Origin of the sequence: Vibrio sp. 10N.261.54.E10 (genome assembly GCF_002877735.2) — a bacterium.
GTDB lineage: Bacteria > Pseudomonadota > Gammaproteobacteria > Enterobacterales > Vibrionaceae > Vibrio > Vibrio crassostreae_C.
In genome coordinates this window covers 501,506-521,953 of record NZ_MCXE02000003.1, presented here as the reverse complement: position 1 = coordinate 521,953, position 20,448 = coordinate 501,506, and the positions used below count along the sequence as shown (strand labels likewise).

The window sequence follows — 20,448 nt, the reverse complement described above, 5'->3', positions numbered from 1 at the left end:
TATCGAGCGATTAGATAACGCGAGAGAATTGCTGCTGGCGAGCCTTTGCACGTAAGTATTTATCAAAACACATACAGATGTTACGGATCAGCAAGCGGCCACGCAGAGTAACGCGGATTTCTTTGTCATCGACTTCAACCAAATCATCGTTGATGAAGGTTTGTAGAAGCTCTAAATCTTCTTTGAAGTAGCGATTAAAGTTAACCGAGAACTCAGATTCGATCATTGTTTTATCAAGCTTGAAGTTACAAATCAGCTGCTTGATCACTTCACGACGTAGAAGGTCGTCACTGTCTAGAGCAACACCTTTCCAAAGTGCATGACGCAGGTCATTCACCTGAGCGTAGTACTTCTTCAGCTCTTTCTGATTTTGTGCGTAAGCATCACCAACCATAGAAATCGCAGAAACACCGAAACCAATTAAGTCAGCTTCACCTTGGGTGGTGTAGCCTTGGAAGTTACGATGCAGAATACCTTCACGCTGTGCTACGGCTAGCTCATCTTCAGGTAGTGCGAAGTGATCCATACCAATGAACTGGTAACCCGCTCCCGTTAGCGTCTCGATGGTATCTTGCAAGATAGCCATTTTCTCTTTCGCTTCAGGTAGATCTTCGTCTTTAATCTTACGCTGCGCCGCAAACAGCTGAGGCATGTGTGCGTAGTTAAATACCGATAAACGGCCCGGCTTCATTTCTAACACTTGCTTCAATGTTTCAGCGAACAAAGCTTGAGTCTGCTTTGGTAGGCCGTAGATCAAATCAAGGTTGGTTGAACGGAAGCCTAGCTCTTTCGCACGTTTAACCATCGCAATGATGAACTCTTCATCTTGCTCACGGTTAACCAGTTTCTGCACTTCTTTATTGAAGTCTTGCACACCAATGCTCAGGCGGTTGAAGCCTTCGTTACGCAGGTGATCAAGTACGTCTAGCTCAATCTCACGCGGGTCAACTTCAATACTGATTTCAGCGTCAGCAGTGAAATTAAATTCCTCACGCAGAATCATCATCAAGCGAGTAATTTGTGTTTTGGTCAAGAACGTTGGCGTACCACCACCGAAGTGCAATTGCGTCACTTCACGGCCATTCAACAAAGAGGCGCGCTGGCGGATTTCATGTTCAATCACATCTAAGTACTCATCCGCTTTATGCGAGTGACGAGTAATGACTTTATTACAACCGCAGTAGTAACAAAGCTTATGACAGAACGGGATATGCACGTAAAGAGAGAGTGGACGCTCAGGGTACTGAGTACACGCCATGTCGTAATCAGCGACGGTAAACGCTTCATGAAACTCCAACGCTGTTGGATATGAAGTGTAACGAGGTCCCGAATAGTTGTACTTGTTTAAGATCTCTTGATCCCAAACGATTTGCTGATTCGTTGTTACTGGCTTGCTCGACATAGCGGTAATTCCAATTTAGATCCGCGAGAACCTAAGGTCTCTCAAATCATTTTACATACATTAAAATATAGACGGGTTATTTTGCCACACGACCAGTAAGGTCGTTCCAAGACAAAATCAATTTTTCAGACAAAAACTCAGAACTGCTAGCTTGATCACTAACAAAGCGTCGGGATTAACGAGACGCAAAAGGTAAGAAGGCTCATTTAACATTGTCTATTAAAAGATAAGGCGACTTAAAAACAAGATGCATTTAAGATGAAAAGTCTTAAATGCATAGGTATTAAAAGCAGCGCGTCTAAAAACGGAATGTTAAACAAGCCTCTATTTTAAATAGTCTTAGCGACTAGATCATCTGAATGTTGATTTGGTTGTTGAGAGGTTTAACCTTCTCTTGCAACCTTTTCAGATCTTCAATGACCGCATCATTCAAGCGAGTCTCTGCCTTATGGCGCGTGAGATTCTGCTGCATGCGCTCTTTCTTCGTCAGTTCCTGTCTTGCCTCTCCGCGAGCCATATCTTTTACGATATGGTACAGCTCAGAAAGAGCAGGATACTCAGAATCAAAATCGACACGCTCATCACCCTGAACATTATCCATAATGATACACACTCGGATACTGATCTCAGGTAAGTCACATTGCCCTTGAATGCCCGCTAAGCACAAAGTATTTACGTTTTCGTAAATCGTCGCGTTGCGTTTTTCAATGGCTAGTGCTTGATGCTGCTTTTGCAACTCCGTCTGCTTCTTCACTTGAAGTAGAAGGTAACCTGCGTAAGAGCCCAAGCCGAGAATGATAATTCCACCAGCAATTGCTAATAAGGTTACGTTCACTGGCTATTAACCTTTAAAGCTGTCTAAATCGAAATCTTCGAATTGAGATAGCAAGTCTTCGTCAGAGCTCGCTTTCTTCTTAGAGGCAACCGGTGCTTCTTCGAAGATCTCTTCTTCATCGTCTTCTGGCTCTAGTAGACCTAAGCGGCCCATTAGGTGTTCGATACGATCAAGTTTCTCATCAACAAACTTCTGTAGACCAGCACCTAGGTTTTCACCATTTTCGATACGATCTAGGAGTGTGTTCAGTTGAGCGTCATTCTCAAGCATCTCTAACTCTTGTTCGTTAGATAGCTTGCGCTCTTGTTTAGTCGGCTTCTTCGCTGGTTCAACGATCAGCGGAATTTTTTTCTTGCTGCCTAAACGTGGATCACGAGCTTGTGCAGCTTTACGCTGTTTTGCTTCGCTACCATCTGAGTGACGGCTGCCAGACTTAAGGCCTTTACGCTTTTTAACACGCTTACGTTCACGACCTTCAACATCAGATTCACTACGGTTACGAGTAACCATAGGCTCCGGAGCGCCAAGTGCTCCCGGCTTTCTTGATTTCTTACTACGACCCATTACTGCACTTTCCTCAGTAAAATTACATCATTTCCAAAAAATTCTAGTTCGAGCTTATCCCGCTCTGCCAAAAACTGGAATGTTTGACGACTAAAGAAGACGACATGTGTCGGGTCATTCTTGTAGTGCCAACCAGCAAACGCGTCTACGTCTATTACTAGTTTAGTCATAAGACCAATCCAGCCCTTGGGTTTAACTAAATTCAACCATTGCTGCCACACTTTGTCTGGGTGATAAAGATGCTCTATCACCTCCGTGGCAGTCATAAAGTCATACGTTTTTTCCAACACAGAGGGTTCTGGGTGGTAATAGATATCGTACAACTCCATGGTGTGTCCGGCTTCTTCTAACATAATAGATAGCGTAGGGCCTGGGCCACAACCAAAATCCAACCCGTGTGAGTTAGATGAAATTTTGTCTGTTAGTGGATCCGCGATGCGAGATAAAAAGCGGCGATAGCCTGCATCACTAGGATCGTTCTCATGGAGATCATAGTGTGCTTTTTCTTCTTTTGCTTCTAACCTTTGTTCAGGTTTAACAAATACCAGTTCACATTGCTGACACTGCAGATAGGCTCTGCGTTTGTCTTCAAAATAGTGATTCACGCCTTGGTGATGGCATAAGGGGCAAGTATACATAGCACATCCTTAAACAGGGATGCGAAACATACCAGAAACTGAGTTTATAGTGGAGAGGTATTGGGTGTTTTTTCATCAAATCAATAAAAAAAGCGATAGGAAAACCTATCGCTCTCTAAATCTGCCTATATCGGCCAAAATTTGCATACTCAACTTGGTACACAAATCTCCATTTGTTATTGGTGCTTTCCATGCCAAATTTGTTTGTTGTTCATCGTCCTGATGAGTTTTGGCTATCCTTTTCTAACACCTTGTTGCTGGGCTGTCCTAGCCTGATCCATTTCTGTCTATACCGTTAGACTAGATGATCATCCATATCTAAGTCAGCTCCTAGCTGATGGCGGTTACTTTACCGTGTTACAAAAAGACTACAAGAGTGCGACTTCACACTTTTGTACACAAATCGATCACACATTGATAAATCAGACATAAACACAAAACGCATTAATAAAACCAATACAAAAGAAAACGCCCCGACCATTACTGATCGGGGCGTCTCTTCAATCTCGCTCGAACGTACATTCCTTTACTCTGGCTAAGAGCAAGAAACCGACAAATTAGTGTAAACCACCAACGTACTTCGATAAGGTATCAATATCAGCGTCTGTTAACTTTTTAGCTACATCACGCATCATCGCATTCATGTCGTTATTACGGTCACCATCGCGGAATTTTTCAAGTTGAGCCTTGATGTAATCTGCGTGCTGACCTGAAATCTTAGGGAAACCAGAAAGTTCGGTACCATTACCACGAGGGCCATGACAAGCAATACACGCCGTTACCCCGCGTTCTGCGTTACCCGCTGTGTAAAGAACCTTACCTTCATCTACTACATTTTCAGGAGTAGAGTTACTAGAGATAGGTAGAGAGGCGTAGTATGCCGCTAGGTCAGCCATATCTTCTTCAGATAAAGGCATCGCCATTGCACCCATTACAGGTTCGTAACGACCTTGCTTACCACCACTTGTCATACCTAGCTTAAGCTCTTTTAACTGCTTCTCTAGATACTTCTCATGTTGACCAGCCAGCTTAGGGTACTGAGTGATCAGGCTGTTGCCGTCAGCACCGTGGCAGGCAACACATGTTTGTGATTTGGCTTTACCAGCTTCAATACTACCTTGAGCCCATACTGAGCAGCTGGCTAAAAGACTCAAAATTAGCGCTAATTTCTTCATGACATTCCATTATAATTATCAAGCTTCCAGTACCACTCTATGTTGCCACTCATGGTACAATAGGCGACCTTATGCCGAGCACGGTTATTTTACACAAATTCACAAAAAAGTAATCAATCGACTACACAAAGTCGAGATGGAGTTAACAGTGAGCGTAAAAATTCATTATCAAAACACGCATTTCATTACCAGTGCACCTGATATTCGTCATTTACCAGAAGACGAAGGGATCGAAATTGCGTTTGCAGGACGCTCCAATGCTGGTAAATCTAGCGCGCTAAATCGCGTTACAAACCAAAAAAGCTTGGCGAAAACCAGTAAAACACCCGGTCGAACTCAGCTAATCAACCTATTTAAGGTAACGGACGGTTGTCATATCGTCGATTTACCTGGATATGGCTTTGCTCAAGTACCACTTGAGATGAAGAAAAAATGGCAGAAGTCGCTAGGTGAATACCTACAACGACGTGAAAGCCTGAAAGGTTTAGTGGTATTGATGGATATCCGTCACCCAATGAAAGACCTTGACCAACAAATGATCTACTGGGCTATCGATAGCCGCATCCCAGTACAAGTTTTGTTAACAAAAGCAGACAAACTGAAAAGTGGTGCGCGTAAAGCACAGCTACTGAAAATCCGTAACGATGCAAAATCTTTCGGTGGTGATGTTGCGGTTGATGTCTTCTCTTCAATGAAGGGCATCGGCGTTGACCAACTGCGTGCCAAGATGGATGAGTGGTTTGCGCCTGCGCTTGCTGATCAAATCATTGATGAGTTAGCAGACGAAGAGCACAACGACTCAGAGTAGTTCCTCTACTTATCGCTATAGGTTAGAGCACTTACAACACGTGATTTAGCCTTATCAATGCCCCTCCTTATATAGGTGGGGTATTTTTTTGCCCAAAAATGAGTGAGTTAAGCATAAGTTTTTAGTGTTAAAAATCGGATTTAGCCACTAAAACCAATAGAAGTGAACCATACTAAAAGACACATCTAAATAATCAGAACAATGAGAAAGGAATACTCATGTGGAAAACACCATTGGCCATCATTGCACTTATGTTGGTCTCACTGACAGGGTTTGCCTCTGAAGCAGAACAAGAACAAGAACAAGCCCCACTGATCAATGTCGATATGACCTTAGACCTCGATGGCATGGAAAAGTACGCCCAAGACGCGAGTGAGTCTCTTGAGGTGATATCGCAATCTTTGCAGGCGATAGTCAACAACCCCAACCTAAGCGACGACCAGCAACAAGCCCTCAATCAAACCGTTGAAAGTATCAATAAGCTTGCGAGCTCCACCAAGACATCACTCAATCAACTGCCACAAGCCTTAGACCAATCTCGACTCGCCTTTAAACAAACCAGTCAAATGCTGTTGGATGACATTCAGACCAAGATCATCATTGCGCTGGCGGCCGTTATCGCTGTCATTATTATAGCTTTGACCGCTATCTATCTGCTTATCCTGAAACCAATGCAGCAAACCTTGGTAAAAGCGACCAACAATATCTCTTCAATGGCGCAATCCATCCAGATCACCGCCGAAGCTCTGAAATATAGCACCGAGAAACAACAGAAAATCATGGATTACATTGAGCATTCACCGACTCAATACACTGATAAATAAGGCGTGAGCCATCAATCCTTTATCGATAACTTGTAAAATAAAAGTTATTTCAAGTGATAAAACAATCGACTTAGAGACGGATTTAAATTACCAAAAGCTGATCGAATTCCAGATCTAAGGCAAATCAGGGGTTTATCACTGTGCTTGAGAAAGTGTAATAAAAGGCACTAAAAATGAGAGGTTTTACGGGGGAATGATAGGTTGGAAATATTTTTCTTTCGCACAAGAAAAAACGCCCCAGTCAAATACTGACTGGGGCGGCTGAATCAGCCTAATCCAATAACGTGAAACAAAAGGTCTGAAAGATAGAACATCTTACCTCTGTACCCTACGAGATTTAATGTACAACAATTGCTCAGAAATGAAAACAATTTTTGTAGTTTTTTTTCATGAATGTTTTATTAAAACACCTAAATTCTTATTACGACTTAACTTTATTTGAGACAAAAAAAAGCCAGTATTTGCGCACTGGCTCATACTAATTTGCTTATTAAGGTCAAAAACTGATTAGTGGGCTTGATCCCAGTTGTCACCGTGGCCAGCTTCCGCAACCAGCGGCACTTCTAGCTCTGCAGCTGATTCCATCAATTCTTGTACTTTACTTTCAATTTCGGCTAAAGATGACTCTTCCACTTCAAATACCAATTCATCGTGTACTTGCATCAATAACTTAACTCGACCATCGCCTTCCGCTTGGATCCATTCATCAACCAATAGCATCGCTTTCTTGATGATGTCTGCCGCTGTACCTTGCATTGGCGCGTTGATCGCCGCACGCTCAGCAGCTTTACGACGCATGCCATTACGAGATTGAATTTCAGGAAGGTGCAAACGACGACCGTAAATGGTTTCAACGAAGCCCTGCTCTGAAGCAGCACTGCGCGTGTCTTCCATGTACTGCATCACACCAGGGTAGCGCTCGAAGTAAGTATCCATGTAGTGCTGTGCTTCGCCACGAGGAATACCTAGCTGCTTAGCCAAACCAAAGGCACTCATACCGTAGATAAGACCGAAGTTAACGGCCTTAGCACGACGACGTTGTTCCGTCGTTACATCCTCAATATTAACGCCGATGATCTCAGCCGCAGTTGCTGCGTGGATATCTTTACCTTGTTGGAATGCTTCCAGAAGCGCTTTGTCACCCGATAAGTGCGCCATGATACGCAATTCAATTTGAGAGTAATCGACCGCTAGAATCTTCCAACCATGCTGTGCAACGAATGCTTGGCGGATACGACGACCTTCATCATTACGAATTGGGATGTTCTGTAGGTTTGGATCAGTAGAAGACAATCGACCCGTTGCTGTCACCGCTTGGTGATAAGACGTATGAACACGACCCGTTTCAGCGTTGATCATCTTCGGTAGTTTATCTGTGTAGGTCGACTTTAGTTTCGCAAGGCCACGATACTCAATGATCAGCTTAGGTAGCGGGTAATCAAGAGCCAACTCTTGCAGCACTTCTTCGTTGGTTGAAGGTGCACCTGATGGCGTTTTCTTGATAACAGGCAGACCCATTTTCTCAAACAGGATCGCTTGCAGCTGTTTTGGCGAGTTCATGTTGAACTCTTGCTCTGCAATCTCGTAGGCTTTCTGTTCTAGCTCATCCAATCGAACCGCAATCTCTTGCGATTGAGCGCCCAGCAACATGTCATCGATGAATACGCCGGTACGTTCAATGCGAGACATTACAGGGATCAGTGGTACTTCGATTTCTTCATAGATGGCTTTTAGCTTTTCATCTTGCTCAATGTTTTCCATCAAACGGTTATGAAGACGTAGTGTCACGTCAGCATCTTCTGCTGCGTATGGAGACGCTTCTCCCAGCTCAATCTGGTTGAAAGTAAGCTGTTTCTTACCTTTACCTGCGATTTGCTCAAATGAGATGCAGCTGTGCTGAAGGAAACGCAGCGCTAGGCTATCCATATCATGCTTGCCGCCAACGCTATTAAAAACATAAGACGCTAGCATGGTGTCGTGCTTGATGCCTTTCATCTCGATACCGTAGCGCGCTAAAACGCTCATATCGTACTTCAGGTTTTGACCGACTTTAGCCTGTGCGTCATCTTCAAGAATCGGCTTAAGCTGTTCAAGTACCCAATCACGATCCAGTTGTTGAGGTGCATCTAAGTAGTCATGAGCAACCGGTACGTAAGCGGCAACGCCTTCTTCAGTTGCGAATGATAGACCAACAAGGTTAGCCACCATGTAGTCCAAGCTATCCGTTTCAGTATCAAAGGCAAACACCTCTGACGCTTTCAGTTTCTCTAGCCACGCATTAAAAGAGGCTTCATCTAGGATGGTTTCGTAGTTGCTGCGATCAATCGTCACTGCAGAGGTGTTCATTTCTACAGTAGATGTAGTTGATGCCTCGCTGCTGCGCACTGCACCCGACTTCTCATCCGCCTCAACCACACCGCTGCCGCCTTCAAGTAGCTCGTTCAACCAAGATTTGAAGACCAGTTGACCGTATAGCTTAATCAGCTCATCCGTATTTGGTTGTGCTTTTACAAGCGACTCAGGTGTCTCTTCTAACTCGACGTCCAGTTTGATCGTTGCAAGCTCGTAAGACATCTCAGCGTTGTCTTTATTATCAATCAGCTTCTTAGCCATGGTTTTTGAACCACGGAAGCCAAGAGCGGCAATATCATCCAGGTTTTGATACAGCTTTTCGATGCTACCAATGCCTTGTAGTAGAGCAGTTGCTGTTTTGTCACCAACACCTGGAACGCCAGGAATGTTATCCACTTTATCGCCCATCAGTGCAAGGTAGTCGATAATCAGCTCAGGTGGGATGCCAAACTTCTCTATCACGCCTTCGCGATCCATAACCACGTTGGTCATGGTGTTGATCAAAGTAACGTTGTCATCAACCAGCTGCGCCATATCTTTATCGCCAGTACTGATCAAAACCGGCATGCCCGCTTTAGATGCTTGAGAAGCTAGCGTACCAATCACATCATCCGCTTCAACGCCTGGGATCGAGATAAGTGGTAGACCCATTGCGCGAATCACGTTGTGCAAAGGTTCGATCTGACAACGTAGATCATCCGGCATAGGTGGACGATTAGCCTTGTACTCTGGGTACATGTCATCACGGAACGTCTTTCCTTTTGCATCAAAAATAACCGCAATACGATCAGAAGCAAATTGACGCATCATGCTGCGCAGCATGTTAACTACACCGTAAACCGCGTTAGTCGGGATATCACCATTGCTCATGGTGCCAGGGTAAGCATGAAACGCGCGATATAGGTAAGAAGAGCCATCGATCAGAATCAATGGATTATCAGGAATACGAGCCATAATGTTTGTGTATCCAGTAAGTACAGAAATTATCTGTTAAGAATGCCACGTCTGTTGGTTGGATTCCACGTTGTCGATCTGTATCCGTTCACTCGGTTGTGTTCGTTATAATCGATTTGTTGTTATTTTTTGTTCTTAGACGCAAGCGTTCTGTGGATAACTCTGTTTATATTATTTATCCACCCTGTTGAGAACTACGGTGAACAACTCAAAAAACACCAATAAACAACTGAAAATAAAGAATAATTTTACAGATCGAACAGATGATCAACGATCTTTTCTCGATCTTGCGTTGTGGAAAAGAATGCTGATGGCGTTTTATTCATAAAAATACGTGCCACTAAATATGCATCTTGTTGAAATGGTAGGTATAAAAAAAAGCGACACCCGAAGATGTCGCCTAGCAAAAACCGGTAAAGCCATTCAAATTGAATACCACAGCTTTACCTAAAAGCTATAAATTACACTGGAAGCAATGTGAGCAATGTCGTGTCAAAAAGAACTTAGTACAAGTTCGCGAGAATTCTGTTGGGTAACCAAGTAGATACTTGAGTACTTAACATCCTTGTGAACATTTCCTCATTCCCTAAGACGAAGTTAATAATAATGATTCTCATTTAATAGTCAACAATTAAATGATAATAAATCTCATTTGATTTATAAACCGTTAACAGCAGTGCTTAAATTTGCTTCAAAAAATGGATTCTATGGTCATTAATGTCTTCTTTTTCTTCAAATCTTTCGATTAGGTAACCGTTTCTCAATAACAGGCGCAACATTGCAGGGAACTGGTTACGAGACTTAACCTTTAACTGTCTGTAGCCCTGCTCTTTCGCCCACTGTTCCTGAACGTCTAATTGCGCCTGTGCAACGCCTTTGTTCCTCGCGAGCGGTGACACGCCACCAAACCAGCTGTAAAAAGTATCTTGATCCAATTCATAGCCGATCTTAAAGCCAAGCAACACGCCAGCTTCTTCAGCCACTAAGATAAGGCTCTTTTTCCCTGTCAGCCGCTCTGACAGAGAAGCGACACTCTCTTTTTTAGCGAACTCAGAGATCTGCTCGACCACAGACACCACTTCTTCTAAAGAACCTTCACGTACGACAACTGACATCTTATTCATCCTTATAAACGAAAGGGCTGGCACAATGGCCAACCCTTTACTGATCACTTAAGTGAGATCTACACGGTTACTTTTCTTTTAAATGCTCAGCAGCTTGTGCGTTATCTTCAGCAAGCCACTCTGCGACATCTTTAGCGAAGTAAGTAAGAATGCCATCAGCGCCAGCACGCTTAAAGCACAACAGTGATTCCATGACGGTTTCGCGCTCTTTCAGCCAGCCGTTTTGAATCGCCGCTTTGTGCATCGCGTATTCACCAGATACTTGGTAAGCAAACGTAGGCGCTTGCAGTTCGTGCTTAACACGACGAACAATATCAAGGTAAGGCATGCCTGGTTTCACCATCACCATGTCCGCACCTTCATTAAGATCCATCGCGACTTCATGAATCGCTTCATCGCTGTTGGCTGGATCCATCTGGTAGTTCTTCTTGTTACCACCTTTCAGGTTCGAAGCACTGCCAACTGCATCACGGAATGGGCCGTAGTAGCACGATGCATATTTTGCAGAGTACGCCATAATCTGAGTATGAATATGGCCCGCTTCTTCTAACGCTTCACGGATCTTACCAATGCGACCATCCATCATATCCGATGGGGCAACTACGTCAGCACCCGCTTCAGCGTGTGATAATGCTTGCTTGATCAAGACTTCAGTCGTCTCGTCATTCATCACGTAACCATCTTCATCGATGATGCCGTCTTGGCCGTGAGTGGTGAACGGGTCTAGTGCTACGTCAGTAATAACGCCAATGTTTGGCACATGCTCTTTTAGTAAACGTACAGCGCGCTGCACCAAACCTTCTGAGTTATGAGCTTCAGCTGCGCATAAACTTTTAGCATCTTGGTTCACGACTGGAAATAGAGCAATCGCAGGAACACCCAGCTTTGACAGGTAATCTGCTTCCTCAAGCATGTAGTCGATCGACAAGCGTTCAACACCTGGCATTGACTCGACAGGCTCGCGGCGGTCTTTACCCATCAGGATAAACATTGGGTAGATTAGATCATCCACAGACAATTGATTTTCTGCCATTAGGCGACGGCTAAAGTCGTGCTTACGCATACGGCGCATACGGCGACCTGGGAATTGACCTTGAATTGAAACAGACACTAGATTCTCCTTGCCTAGTCTAAGCACCGAAATACTTAGATATGAAAAGTGCTAAATACAGGCAAAAGCATATCACTGATGGCTCAGGACGCTAGCAGTAAAATATGAAACCCACTCAAAAATAGGGATAAATGGCAAAAAATGACCTTCTCCTCACACTGCCGTATACTCATGACAACTCAGTAAAGACCGCTTTCAGGACAAAACAATGATCGACACCCATGCTCATATTTACGCTAGTGAATTCGATGAAGACCGCGAACAAGTCGTGCAGCGCGCACTGGCTCAAGGGATTGATACCATTCTATTGCCGAACATCGATTTAGAATCTATCGAGCCAATGTTAGCGACGGAAGCTCAGTTTCCTGATGTGTGCCGTTCAATGATGGGCTTACACCCTTGTTATGTGGATGCGAATATCGAGCAAACCCTAAAAACCATTCGAGCTTGGTTTGATAAGCATGACTTTATCGCCGTGGGTGAGATTGGTATCGACTTGTACTGGGATAAAACCTTCAAGGCTGAACAAGAGATGGCGTTTGTGACTCAACTGCAGTGGGCAAAAGAGCTTGATCTACCTGTGGTGATCCACACTCGTGATTCCATTGAAGAGACACTTGCCCTACTTCGTAAAGAACAAGATGGCAGCTTACGCGGGGTATTCCACTGCTTTGGTAGCAGCTTAGAGGAAGCTCAAGCGATCAACGAGCTAGGCTTTCATTTAGGTTTAGGCGGCGTTTCGACCTTTAAGAACTCTGGGATGGACAAGGTGATCCCACATCTCGATATGGATTACGTCATTCTAGAGACAGATTGCCCATACTTGGCACCAACACCGAATCGCGGTAAACGCAATGAACCAGCCTACACAGAATTAGTAGCAAAACGCATCGCCGAATTACGCGGAATTACCCTTGAAGAAGTCGAAAACATAACCACCAAAAATGCTAAGGCATTGTTTAATTTATGACAAATCTATTAATAAGTAATTATTACGGATTTTTCCTGAATTTATTTGAGAAAGCTAAGTGACATGTATAGTATCAACCACCTGCATATGGAGATAGTTGATTATGTGTGACCATTCACAACACTTACAACGTCAACATCGAACCCTATGGCATAAAATTTTGGGCATCAAAGAGCTCTATATATGTCAGAACTGTGGCTATCAGTTAAAGATTCGATAAACAGACATAATAAAAAAGCGGCCCTAGGCCGCTTTTTTATTATGTGATTTTTACTGAAGCATTCCGAATCAAGATTCAGCTTCTTCCTCTTCATCCGCATCTGGCTTACGCGTATAAAAGCGTGCGAAAAACAGACCAATCTCAAACAGAATACACATTGGAATCGCCAACAGTGTTTGCGAGATCATATCTGGTGGTGTCAGCATCATACCGATGATGAAAGCACCCACCACAATGTAAGGACGCTTTTCAGACAGAGATTGAGGCGTTGTTGCCCCCGTCCAACACAACAAGATAATCGCAACAGGCACTTCAAAGGCAATACCAAAAGCAAAGAACAGCGCGAGTACAAAATCAAGATAGCTTGAGATGTCGGTTGCGAACTCTACTCCCCCTAATGATATGGCCGTAAAAAAGCCAAATACCAACGGGAATACAATAAAGTAAGCGAACGCCACACCACAGTAAAACAGCAATGAACTTGAAGCCAATAGCGGCATGATCAAGCGTTTTTCATGCTTGTATAAACCCGGAGCAACAAAAGCCCACACCTGATACAAAATAAACGGAACCGCGAGGAATATAGACGCGATCAAGGTTAATTTCAGCGGTGTGAAAAATGGCGATGCAACATCGGTTGCGATCATCGTCGCCCCTTCCGGTAGACGATCTACCAAAGGTGCTGATACGAATTCATAAATATCATTAGCAAAATAAATTAGCCCGACAAATATCACTAGCACCGCGACAATCGCACGTAGTAGGCGATTACGTAGTTCTAGAAGGTGGCTAATTAAAGGCTGTGTCTGCTCAGTCGAAGACATGTCAAACCTCTTAAACAGGAAGATCGAAAAGGAGCCGCGCGTGTATCTATCCAGTTGAATTGGTATCCACTTGAATAGTTATTTACTTGAATAGATATCTATTTAAACATCTAGCGAATCAAGTATCCGGCGACTCCTCCTTGCGAGACTATTCGGCTTTCTTATCTGACGGTGCTGAAGCTTCGCTGTTGACCTGAATGGTTTCAGATTCCACAGTTTCCATGACACTAGGTTTAGTCTCACTTGGCTTATCAGACTCAGGCTTAGCATACGGACGTTGAACCTCAGCAGCGGCCTGCTTGAGTTCATCGACTGACGCTTTAAGGTCTGGAGATAAATCTTCCATACCCATTTTTTCCGCCTTGCGTAGGTTTTCTTGCAGCTCTTGCACCTTAAGCTCATGAGAAAGTTCATCTTTCACACTGTTTGCCATGCTTTTCGCTTGTCCAACAAACTTGGAAATACTGCGAATCGCCACGGGCAAACGCTCAGGCCCTAAAACCACTAACCCAACGACAGATATTAATACCAGTTCCCAAAAACCGATATCAAACACGATTTACGCCTGCTCTTTGTCTTTCTTTGTTTCAGCAGTTGTTTCAGCGTGAGCTTCTGTCTTCTGCTGTTCAATATTCTTTGGTTCGAAGTCTGCATCTTTCTTATCTGCAGGCTTGTCTTCATCGCTCATCGCTTTTTTGAAGCCTTTAACCGCTGAACCTAAGTCACCACCCATACCGCGCAGTTTCTTTGTTCCGAATAGCAAAATTACAATTACAGCAATGATTAGAAGTTGCCAAATACTGATACCACCCATTGTCATTGTCCTCGGGTCTGTCTACACATAAAAATATTAAGAGAGTCTACTGTCTAACGACGGTAAGCTCGCCAACTAAGCAACCAAAATGTGACACCTGCGATGCCACAGCCCATAGATAGCTGCTCATAAGGGCTTGAAACTAATATTGCGGAGCATACGACTAAAGTGGCTCCAACGCCAAACAAAAACTTTCCAGTTGCTTGCTGACGCTTACTATCTCGGTAACCTTGATAAAGCTGATCCATTCTGTGGTTCATCGCTTTACCTTGGCGCAAGCTGTCATAAAGTAGCTCTGGCAGCTCTGGCAGTTTTTCTGCCCAGAATGGCGCACGCTCTTTTACTGCGTTGATCACAGCTTGCGGCCCCACCTGATTCATCATCCAGGTTTCAAGGAAAGGCTTCGCCGTTGCCCACAAATCAAGTTGCGGATACAGCTGACGGCCTAGGCCTTCGACATACAACAAGGTCTTTTGCAGAAGCACCAACTGAGGTTGAACCTCCATGTTGAAACGTCTTGCTGTATTAAATAAGTTTAGCAACACATGGCCAAATGAGATCTCGCCAAGTGGTTTTGCAAAGATTGGCTCACACACCATACGGATCGCGAACTCAAAATCATTGACGTTAGTGTCGTGTGGCACCCACCCCGAATCAACGTGTAGCTCAGCAACTTTACGGTAATCTCGATTGAAGAAAGCCAACAAGTTCTCTGCTAAATAGCGCTTATCTTCGCTATTGAGCGTACCAACAATGCCACAATCCAAACCAATCCACTGAGGGTTATCTGGATTCTCTGGGTTAACAAATACGTTGCCCGGGTGCATGTCTGCATGGAAAAAGCTATCTCGGAATACTTGGGTGAAGAATACCGTCACACCGCGTTCCGCGAGCAATTTCATGTTGGTGCCGTTGGCTTCTAGCGTCTCAATATCGGAGACTTGAATACCATAGATTCGCTCTGACACCATCAGGGTTTCGCTGCTTAGATCAGGGATAACCTCTGGAACATACAGCTCTTCACTGCCTTCAAAATTACGTCGCAGTTGAATGGCATTGGCCGCCTCACGGCGCAGGTCGAGTTCATCAAGTAACGTTTTCTCGTACTCGTGAACCACTTCAACCGGTTTCAAACGACGTGCTTCAGGAAGCGACTTAGCGACTATACGCGCCATTCGGTGCATCAGTTTTAGATCTGCGTCAATCACCGGGCGAATATCAGGTCGAATGACCTTCAGAACAATCTCACGACCGCTCTCTTTAAGCTTTGCGGTATGCACCTGAGCGATAGAAGCAGAAGCCAGTGGCTCGATATCAAAGTCGGTAAACCAGTTGTCTAAACTGCCACCCAACGCCTTTTCCATATCTTGCTTCGCCAGTTGACCATCAAACGGCGCAACTTGGTCTTGCAACAACGCCAACTGATCGGCGATATGAGGAGGGAACAGATCACGACGTGTCGACATCATCTGTCCAAACTTGATCCACACTGGACCAAGTTCTTGCAGCGCAAGGCGCAAGCGATGACCCAACTCTTTATCTTGATGCTTGTTCTTAAGCCAAAACAGTGACTTTCGCGCCAACAAAGGAGCTTTAGTCAGTTGGTGTTCCGGCATCAACTCATCAAGGCCATATTCCAACTGTACCTTGATAATATGATAAAGACGTTTCAGTTCTGCTGGGGTCATGCTTTCTCCAACAGAGCGTTCAACTTAGCTTCAAGACGAGCAGCAGAGCTTTTTACGTCATCAACTTGGTCGCAAAAATGCGCGACTTCTAACGGTGCTGGTGCGATCTTCCACTCTTCAGTCAGAACTTGAGCAACATGGTTTTGATGCTTAGTCGCCTGTTTTGCTACAAAGCCACCGACGTTTTTAACGCCTTGCACCAAGGTATGCGCAACCACATCACCCGTCACACGCGATAACCACTCTTCCAAATCAGGCTTGCAGTCTGTCATCAGTTGAGCAAATTTCTGAGCCAGTTGAATATCACCCTCTAAGATCAACTTATCTTGCTTGATCAGCTTGGTGATGTTCGATTGCTCACGCAGTTCAGGCAGTACCGATAGGTTCAAAGATAGGTAGCAATCAGGCTGCCCTTCGTATTCCGACAACACATCGATCTGTTGGCTGAAAACGAAAGTGAGTGTTTTATTCAACTCTTTCAAATTAACTTGAATGATCTGCCCCTTTAAACGAGACAAACGACGAACCAAGGCTGGATCATCGTTCACAAAAGTATTTAAAGAGGTTTCAATAACCGCGGTTACCAATGGATCAAATGGCATGACTGTCCTTACCTTTGAAAACGGATAAGCCTTAACCTATCCGTTCTGTCTTTATTCTTATTTTTAGCACGCCCTACGAGCCTGCTACCAAGTTCGACTAGAACTTGTAACCACGGTGCAGCGCAACAATGCCGCCCGTTAGGTTGAAGTATTTCGTATTTTCAAAACCCGCTTCTTGCATCATGCCTTCCAAGGTTTCTTGGTTAGGGTGCATGCGGATTGATTCTGCAAGGTAACGATAGCTGTCTGCGTCGTTGGCAATCAGCTCACCCATTTTTGGCAACAGGTGGAAAGAGTAGGCATCGTAAACCTTTGATAGAGGCTCAAGTACTGGCTTAGAAAACTCAAGAACCAACAGACGACCGCCCGGCTTCAGCACACGGTACATTGAACGCAGCGCTTGGTCTTTATCGGTAACATTACGCAGACAGAAGCTGATGGTAATGCAATCGAAGTAGTTATCTGGGAAAGGCAGCTCTTCAGCATTGGCTTGAACGTAATGTACGTTGCCAACAATACCGCTATCACGCAGCTTATCGCGGCCAACATTCAGCATTGAGTTGTTGATATCAGCAAGAACCACATGGCCTTTTTCACCAACGATACGCGAGAATTTCGCAGTCAGGTCGCCAGTACCACCACCAAGATCTAGGATACGTTGACCAGGGCGAACGCCACTGCAATCAATTGTGAATCGCTTCCACAAGCGGTGAACACCACCCGACATTAAGTCATTCATGATGTCGTATTTAGCGGCTACAGAGTGAAATACCTCTGCTACTTTCGCGACTTTTTCGTCTTTTGCGACTGTTTCGAAACCAAAGTGTGTGGTTTCTGACTCTACTGCTGAATTTGTCTGCACGCTTGTGTCCATAATGCTGTTATCTACCATGGTAAGTTCTCATCGACAGCGCTCTTTGTGTTTAGAGGCGCTGCGGCCGATTAGTTTACTTTATCCTCAGCAGGTTGTCTTTCTACTAAGGAGGCATTTTCTGAAAAAGCCTCATTTTGCGCCATTTCAGCCAAACCAATCGAGATCGGTTTCTTCACTTCAACACCCAATTGCTTGAAGCTTTCGGCCTGACGAATCACGTTGCCACGGCCTGTTACTAGCTTATTCATCGCACCTTGATAGCTTTGGTTGGCTCTATCTAACGAGCTACCAAGGCCTTCCATATCATCCACAAACAAGCGCAGTTTGTCGTAAAGCTTACTTGCACGCTCTGCGATGACTTGAGCGTTCTGGTTCTGTCTTTCATTACGCCACAGGTTATCAATGGTACGCAGTGCCACCAGCAAGGTCGTTGGGCTGACCAAGATGATATTTTGCTCCATCGCGTCTTTCACCAAGCTAGGGTCGGCTTGAATAGCGACTTGGAATGCTGGCTCAACCGGGATAAACATCAACACGTAATCCAAGCTTTGGATGCCTTTGAGCTGATGATAATCTTTCTGGCTCAAACCTTTGATGTGCGCTCTTAACGACACCAAGTGATCACGCAATGCAGCATCACGCTGCTGGTCGGTTTCGGCATTGAAGTAGCGTTCAAATGCCACCAACGCCATTTTGGAATCGACCACCACTTGCTTATCTTGTGGCAGATGCACAATCACATCCGGTTGATAACGCTTGCCCGCATCGTTTTGCAGGTTCACTTGCGTTTGGTATTCGTGGCCTTCGCGCAGTCCTGATTCAGCAAGCACGCGCGCCAGCACCACCTCGCCCCAGTTACCTTGTTGTTTGTTGTCACCCTTTAGCGCTTGAGTCAGGTTCACCGCTTCACGCGTCATACTCTCATTAAGACGCTGCAGGTTTTTAAGCTCATGCACCAAAGTATGACGCTCTTTGGCTTCTTGGCTGAAGCTGTCGTTCACTTGTTTCTTAAAGCCTTCCAACTGCTCTCTTAGTGGAGACAACAAACCTTCTAGGCTCTGCTTATTCTGCTGATCGACCTTGGCGGTTTTGGTTTCAAACAGTTGGTTCGCTAATAATTCAAACTGCTGCTTAAGTCGTGATTCAGCTTGCTCTAGCAACTGCAGCTTTTCGCTATTGGCGAGGTTTTCTTGGTCATGCCTTGCTTCTTGCTCGCGCAGCTCGGCTTCTAATTCAGACTTATGATCTTTAAGCACATTGATCTCATCAGCGTACTGCTGGCGCTCTTGCTTTACCGCCTCAAAGTAGCGCAGCTTTTCCATCGCTGCCATCACCTTGCCATGCGCTTGCTTGAGCTCGAATGCCGCTTTGTCTCGGTCATCATCCAACTCATTTAGCTCTTGTTGCGCCTCTGCGAGCGAGGATTTGAGCTGGGATTGTTGAGACTCATGCAACAAACGATCGGACTCTAGCTGCTGCTCGAGCAATCGCTGCTGAAAAGAGAGCTTCTGTTTAATCCACCAACCCACGACACCGCCGCTGACGAGCGCGCCAGAAATTGCAGCAATAAGCGTTGCCTGATGTTCGATAATCCATTGCATGATAATGATTTAGCCTAATTGGAAATAACTCATTAAATGGTATTTTGATACTGGATAAATGTCCAGTTTGCCGTATTAAAATTCGACAGATAGACTAGGCGCTCCGTATTCTGTCCCATCAAATTAGAATGAGTTGCCATGAACGAACGTCGTGCCTTGGGCTTTGGCCTTTCCGCAGTACTGCTGTGGTCAACGGTCGCTACTGCTTTTAAGCTGACCCTTGCTGAGTTTTCACCGATTCAAATGCTGACCATTGCCAGCATAGTGTCATCGATGGCACTGATCGCCATCTGCGCCTTTCAAGGCAAGCTTTCTCAGCTGAGTACTACGTTCCTTTCAAACCCTTGGTATTACCTACTACTCGGCTTGGTCAATCCACTGGCCTACTACCTGATTCTATTCAAAGCATACGACCTATTGCCAGCATCTCAAGCGCAGGCCATCAACTACAGTTGGGCAATTACGCTAACCTTGATGGCGGCGGTTTTTCTCGGACAAAAGATTCGTAAGCAAGATTGGATTGCTTGTACCTTCAGTTATGCGGGTGTGGTGGTCATTGCCACCAAAGGCGATGTGCTAGGAATGCAGTTCGATAGTCCACTTGGTGTGGCTCTGGCGCTGCTTTCTACTCTGCTTTGGGCAGGATATTGGATTCTCAACACCAAAAACAAGGCTGACCCAGTGGTTGGCGTACTGCTTGGTTTCTTAGTGGCATTACCTTTCGCGATCGGTTTAACCCTTTTTGAGGGCGAAAGCTTTAGCCAAATTACGGCGAAGGGTTGGATGGCGGTGACTTACGTTGGTCTGTTCGAGATGGGCATTACCTTTGTATTATGGTTATCAGCACTCAAGCTAACCAACAATACGGCGCGTATCAGCAACCTAATTTTTGCCTCGCCGTTTATCTCGTTGATGCTACTTTCCACTATTATCGGCGAAGAGATTCACCCAGCGACCCTGTTTGGCTTGGTACTGATCATTGCCGGCCTTGTTATCCAGCAGATCAAATGGGGAAAGAAGAAAAACAACCTCAGCCCTGAAAGTTAATGCCCAGAAAGATTAGGATTA

The 20,448-nt window shown here is 44.9% G+C and carries 19 protein-coding genes; 4 read left to right on the top strand and 15 right to left on the bottom strand.

The genetic code is table 11. The annotated features are described in order from the left end of the window. Positions 1-10 precede the first annotated feature (10 nt). The 5 genes from hemN to BCU07_RS21305 form a co-directional block, all read right to left on the bottom strand. Entirely contained in the window at positions 11-1,402 is a 1,392-nt protein-coding gene (hemN, locus tag BCU07_RS21325) for an oxygen-independent coproporphyrinogen III oxidase (RefSeq protein WP_102332593.1), read from the bottom strand. 346 nt (positions 1,403-1,748) lie between these two features. After that, the gene (locus BCU07_RS21320) at positions 1,749-2,237 is read right to left on the bottom strand and encodes a DUF2489 domain-containing protein (RefSeq protein ID WP_017060164.1); all 489 of its coding nucleotides are present in this window, start codon (positions 2,235-2,237) and stop codon (positions 1,749-1,751) included. A 6-nt stretch (positions 2,238-2,243) separates the two neighbouring features. After that, positions 2,244-2,801 carry a Der GTPase-activating protein YihI gene (gene yihI, locus BCU07_RS21315; protein ID WP_017060163.1) on the bottom strand — a complete coding sequence of 186 codons (558 nt, stop codon included), beginning with the start codon at positions 2,799-2,801 and terminating at the stop codon, positions 2,244-2,246. After that, positions 2,801-3,439, bottom strand: a complete 639-nt coding sequence (locus BCU07_RS21310; RefSeq protein WP_010433503.1) for a class I SAM-dependent methyltransferase — start codon at positions 3,437-3,439, stop codon at positions 2,801-2,803. The genes yihI and BCU07_RS21310 overlap by 1 nt, the downstream gene beginning before the upstream one ends. A 557-nt stretch (positions 3,440-3,996) precedes the next feature. Next, positions 3,997-4,614 carry a c-type cytochrome gene (locus BCU07_RS21305; protein WP_012602993.1) on the bottom strand — a complete coding sequence of 206 codons (618 nt, stop codon included), beginning with the start codon at positions 4,612-4,614 and terminating at the stop codon, positions 3,997-3,999. Positions 4,615-4,762: 148 nt separating this feature from the next. Between BCU07_RS21305 and yihA the strand changes: the two genes are divergently transcribed. Continuing rightward, entirely contained in the window at positions 4,763-5,422 is a 660-nt protein-coding gene (gene yihA, locus BCU07_RS21300; protein WP_017060162.1) for a ribosome biogenesis GTP-binding protein YihA/YsxC, read from the top strand. Between the two features lie 218 nt (positions 5,423-5,640). Beyond that, entirely contained in the window at positions 5,641-6,246 is a 606-nt protein-coding gene (locus tag BCU07_RS21295; RefSeq protein ID WP_102428481.1) for a GTP-binding protein, read from the top strand. Positions 6,247-6,753: 507 nt separating this feature from the next. Here BCU07_RS21295 and polA read toward each other — a convergent pair. The 3 genes from polA to hemB form a co-directional block, all read right to left on the bottom strand. Continuing rightward, complete coding sequence (polA, locus tag BCU07_RS21290; RefSeq protein ID WP_102428482.1) at positions 6,754-9,552, bottom strand: DNA polymerase I; 2,799 nt, start codon at positions 9,550-9,552, stop codon at positions 6,754-6,756. A 680-nt stretch (positions 9,553-10,232) separates the two neighbouring features. Then, positions 10,233-10,667: a GNAT family N-acetyltransferase gene (locus BCU07_RS21285; RefSeq protein WP_102428483.1), complete on the bottom strand. Its 435-nt coding sequence runs from the start codon at positions 10,665-10,667 to the stop codon at positions 10,233-10,235. A 76-nt stretch (positions 10,668-10,743) separates the two neighbouring features. Then, positions 10,744-11,787 (bottom strand): porphobilinogen synthase, encoded by a 1,044-nt coding sequence (gene hemB, locus BCU07_RS21280; RefSeq protein WP_017060158.1) that lies wholly within the window; start codon positions 11,785-11,787, stop codon positions 10,744-10,746. Between the two features lie 208 nt (positions 11,788-11,995). On the opposite strand from hemB, the gene BCU07_RS21275 reads away from it, so the two are divergent. Next, the gene (locus BCU07_RS21275; RefSeq protein WP_017063053.1) at positions 11,996-12,757 is read left to right on the top strand and encodes a TatD family hydrolase; all 762 of its coding nucleotides are present in this window, start codon (positions 11,996-11,998) and stop codon (positions 12,755-12,757) included. Positions 12,758-13,045: 288 nt separating this feature from the next. Here the strand turns inward: BCU07_RS21275 and tatC are convergent, their stop codons facing one another. From tatC to rmuC, 7 genes are all read right to left on the bottom strand, one after another. Further along, a complete protein-coding gene (tatC, locus tag BCU07_RS21270) occupies positions 13,046-13,801 on the bottom strand; it encodes a twin-arginine translocase subunit TatC (RefSeq protein WP_017060156.1) in 756 nt (251 codons plus the stop codon). 148 nt (positions 13,802-13,949) lie between these two features. Beyond that, complete coding sequence (gene tatB, locus BCU07_RS21265) at positions 13,950-14,357, bottom strand: Sec-independent protein translocase protein TatB (RefSeq protein ID WP_017060155.1); 408 nt, start codon at positions 14,355-14,357, stop codon at positions 13,950-13,952. 3 nt (positions 14,358-14,360) lie between these two features. Continuing rightward, positions 14,361-14,615: a Sec-independent protein translocase subunit TatA gene (gene tatA / locus BCU07_RS21260; protein WP_017060154.1), complete on the bottom strand. Its 255-nt coding sequence runs from the start codon at positions 14,613-14,615 to the stop codon at positions 14,361-14,363. Between the two features lie 53 nt (positions 14,616-14,668). Beyond that, complete coding sequence (ubiB, locus tag BCU07_RS21255) at positions 14,669-16,303, bottom strand: ubiquinone biosynthesis regulatory protein kinase UbiB (RefSeq protein WP_017065813.1); 1,635 nt, start codon at positions 16,301-16,303, stop codon at positions 14,669-14,671. Then, positions 16,300-16,905 carry an SCP2 domain-containing protein gene (locus tag BCU07_RS21250; RefSeq protein ID WP_017063051.1) on the bottom strand — a complete coding sequence of 202 codons (606 nt, stop codon included), beginning with the start codon at positions 16,903-16,905 and terminating at the stop codon, positions 16,300-16,302. The genes ubiB and BCU07_RS21250 overlap by 4 nt, the downstream gene beginning before the upstream one ends. Before the next feature lie 97 nt (positions 16,906-17,002). Next, a complete protein-coding gene (gene ubiE / locus BCU07_RS21245) occupies positions 17,003-17,782 on the bottom strand; it encodes a bifunctional demethylmenaquinone methyltransferase/2-methoxy-6-polyprenyl-1,4-benzoquinol methylase UbiE (protein WP_026012235.1) in 780 nt (259 codons plus the stop codon). A 65-nt stretch (positions 17,783-17,847) separates the two neighbouring features. Continuing rightward, positions 17,848-19,380 carry a DNA recombination protein RmuC gene (gene rmuC / locus BCU07_RS21240; RefSeq protein WP_102428484.1) on the bottom strand — a complete coding sequence of 511 codons (1,533 nt, stop codon included), beginning with the start codon at positions 19,378-19,380 and terminating at the stop codon, positions 17,848-17,850. 138 nt (positions 19,381-19,518) lie between these two features. Between rmuC and BCU07_RS21235 the strand changes: the two genes are divergently transcribed. After that, positions 19,519-20,427 carry a DMT family transporter gene (locus tag BCU07_RS21235; protein ID WP_102428485.1) on the top strand — a complete coding sequence of 303 codons (909 nt, stop codon included), beginning with the start codon at positions 19,519-19,521 and terminating at the stop codon, positions 20,425-20,427. Positions 20,428-20,448 lie beyond the last annotated feature (21 nt).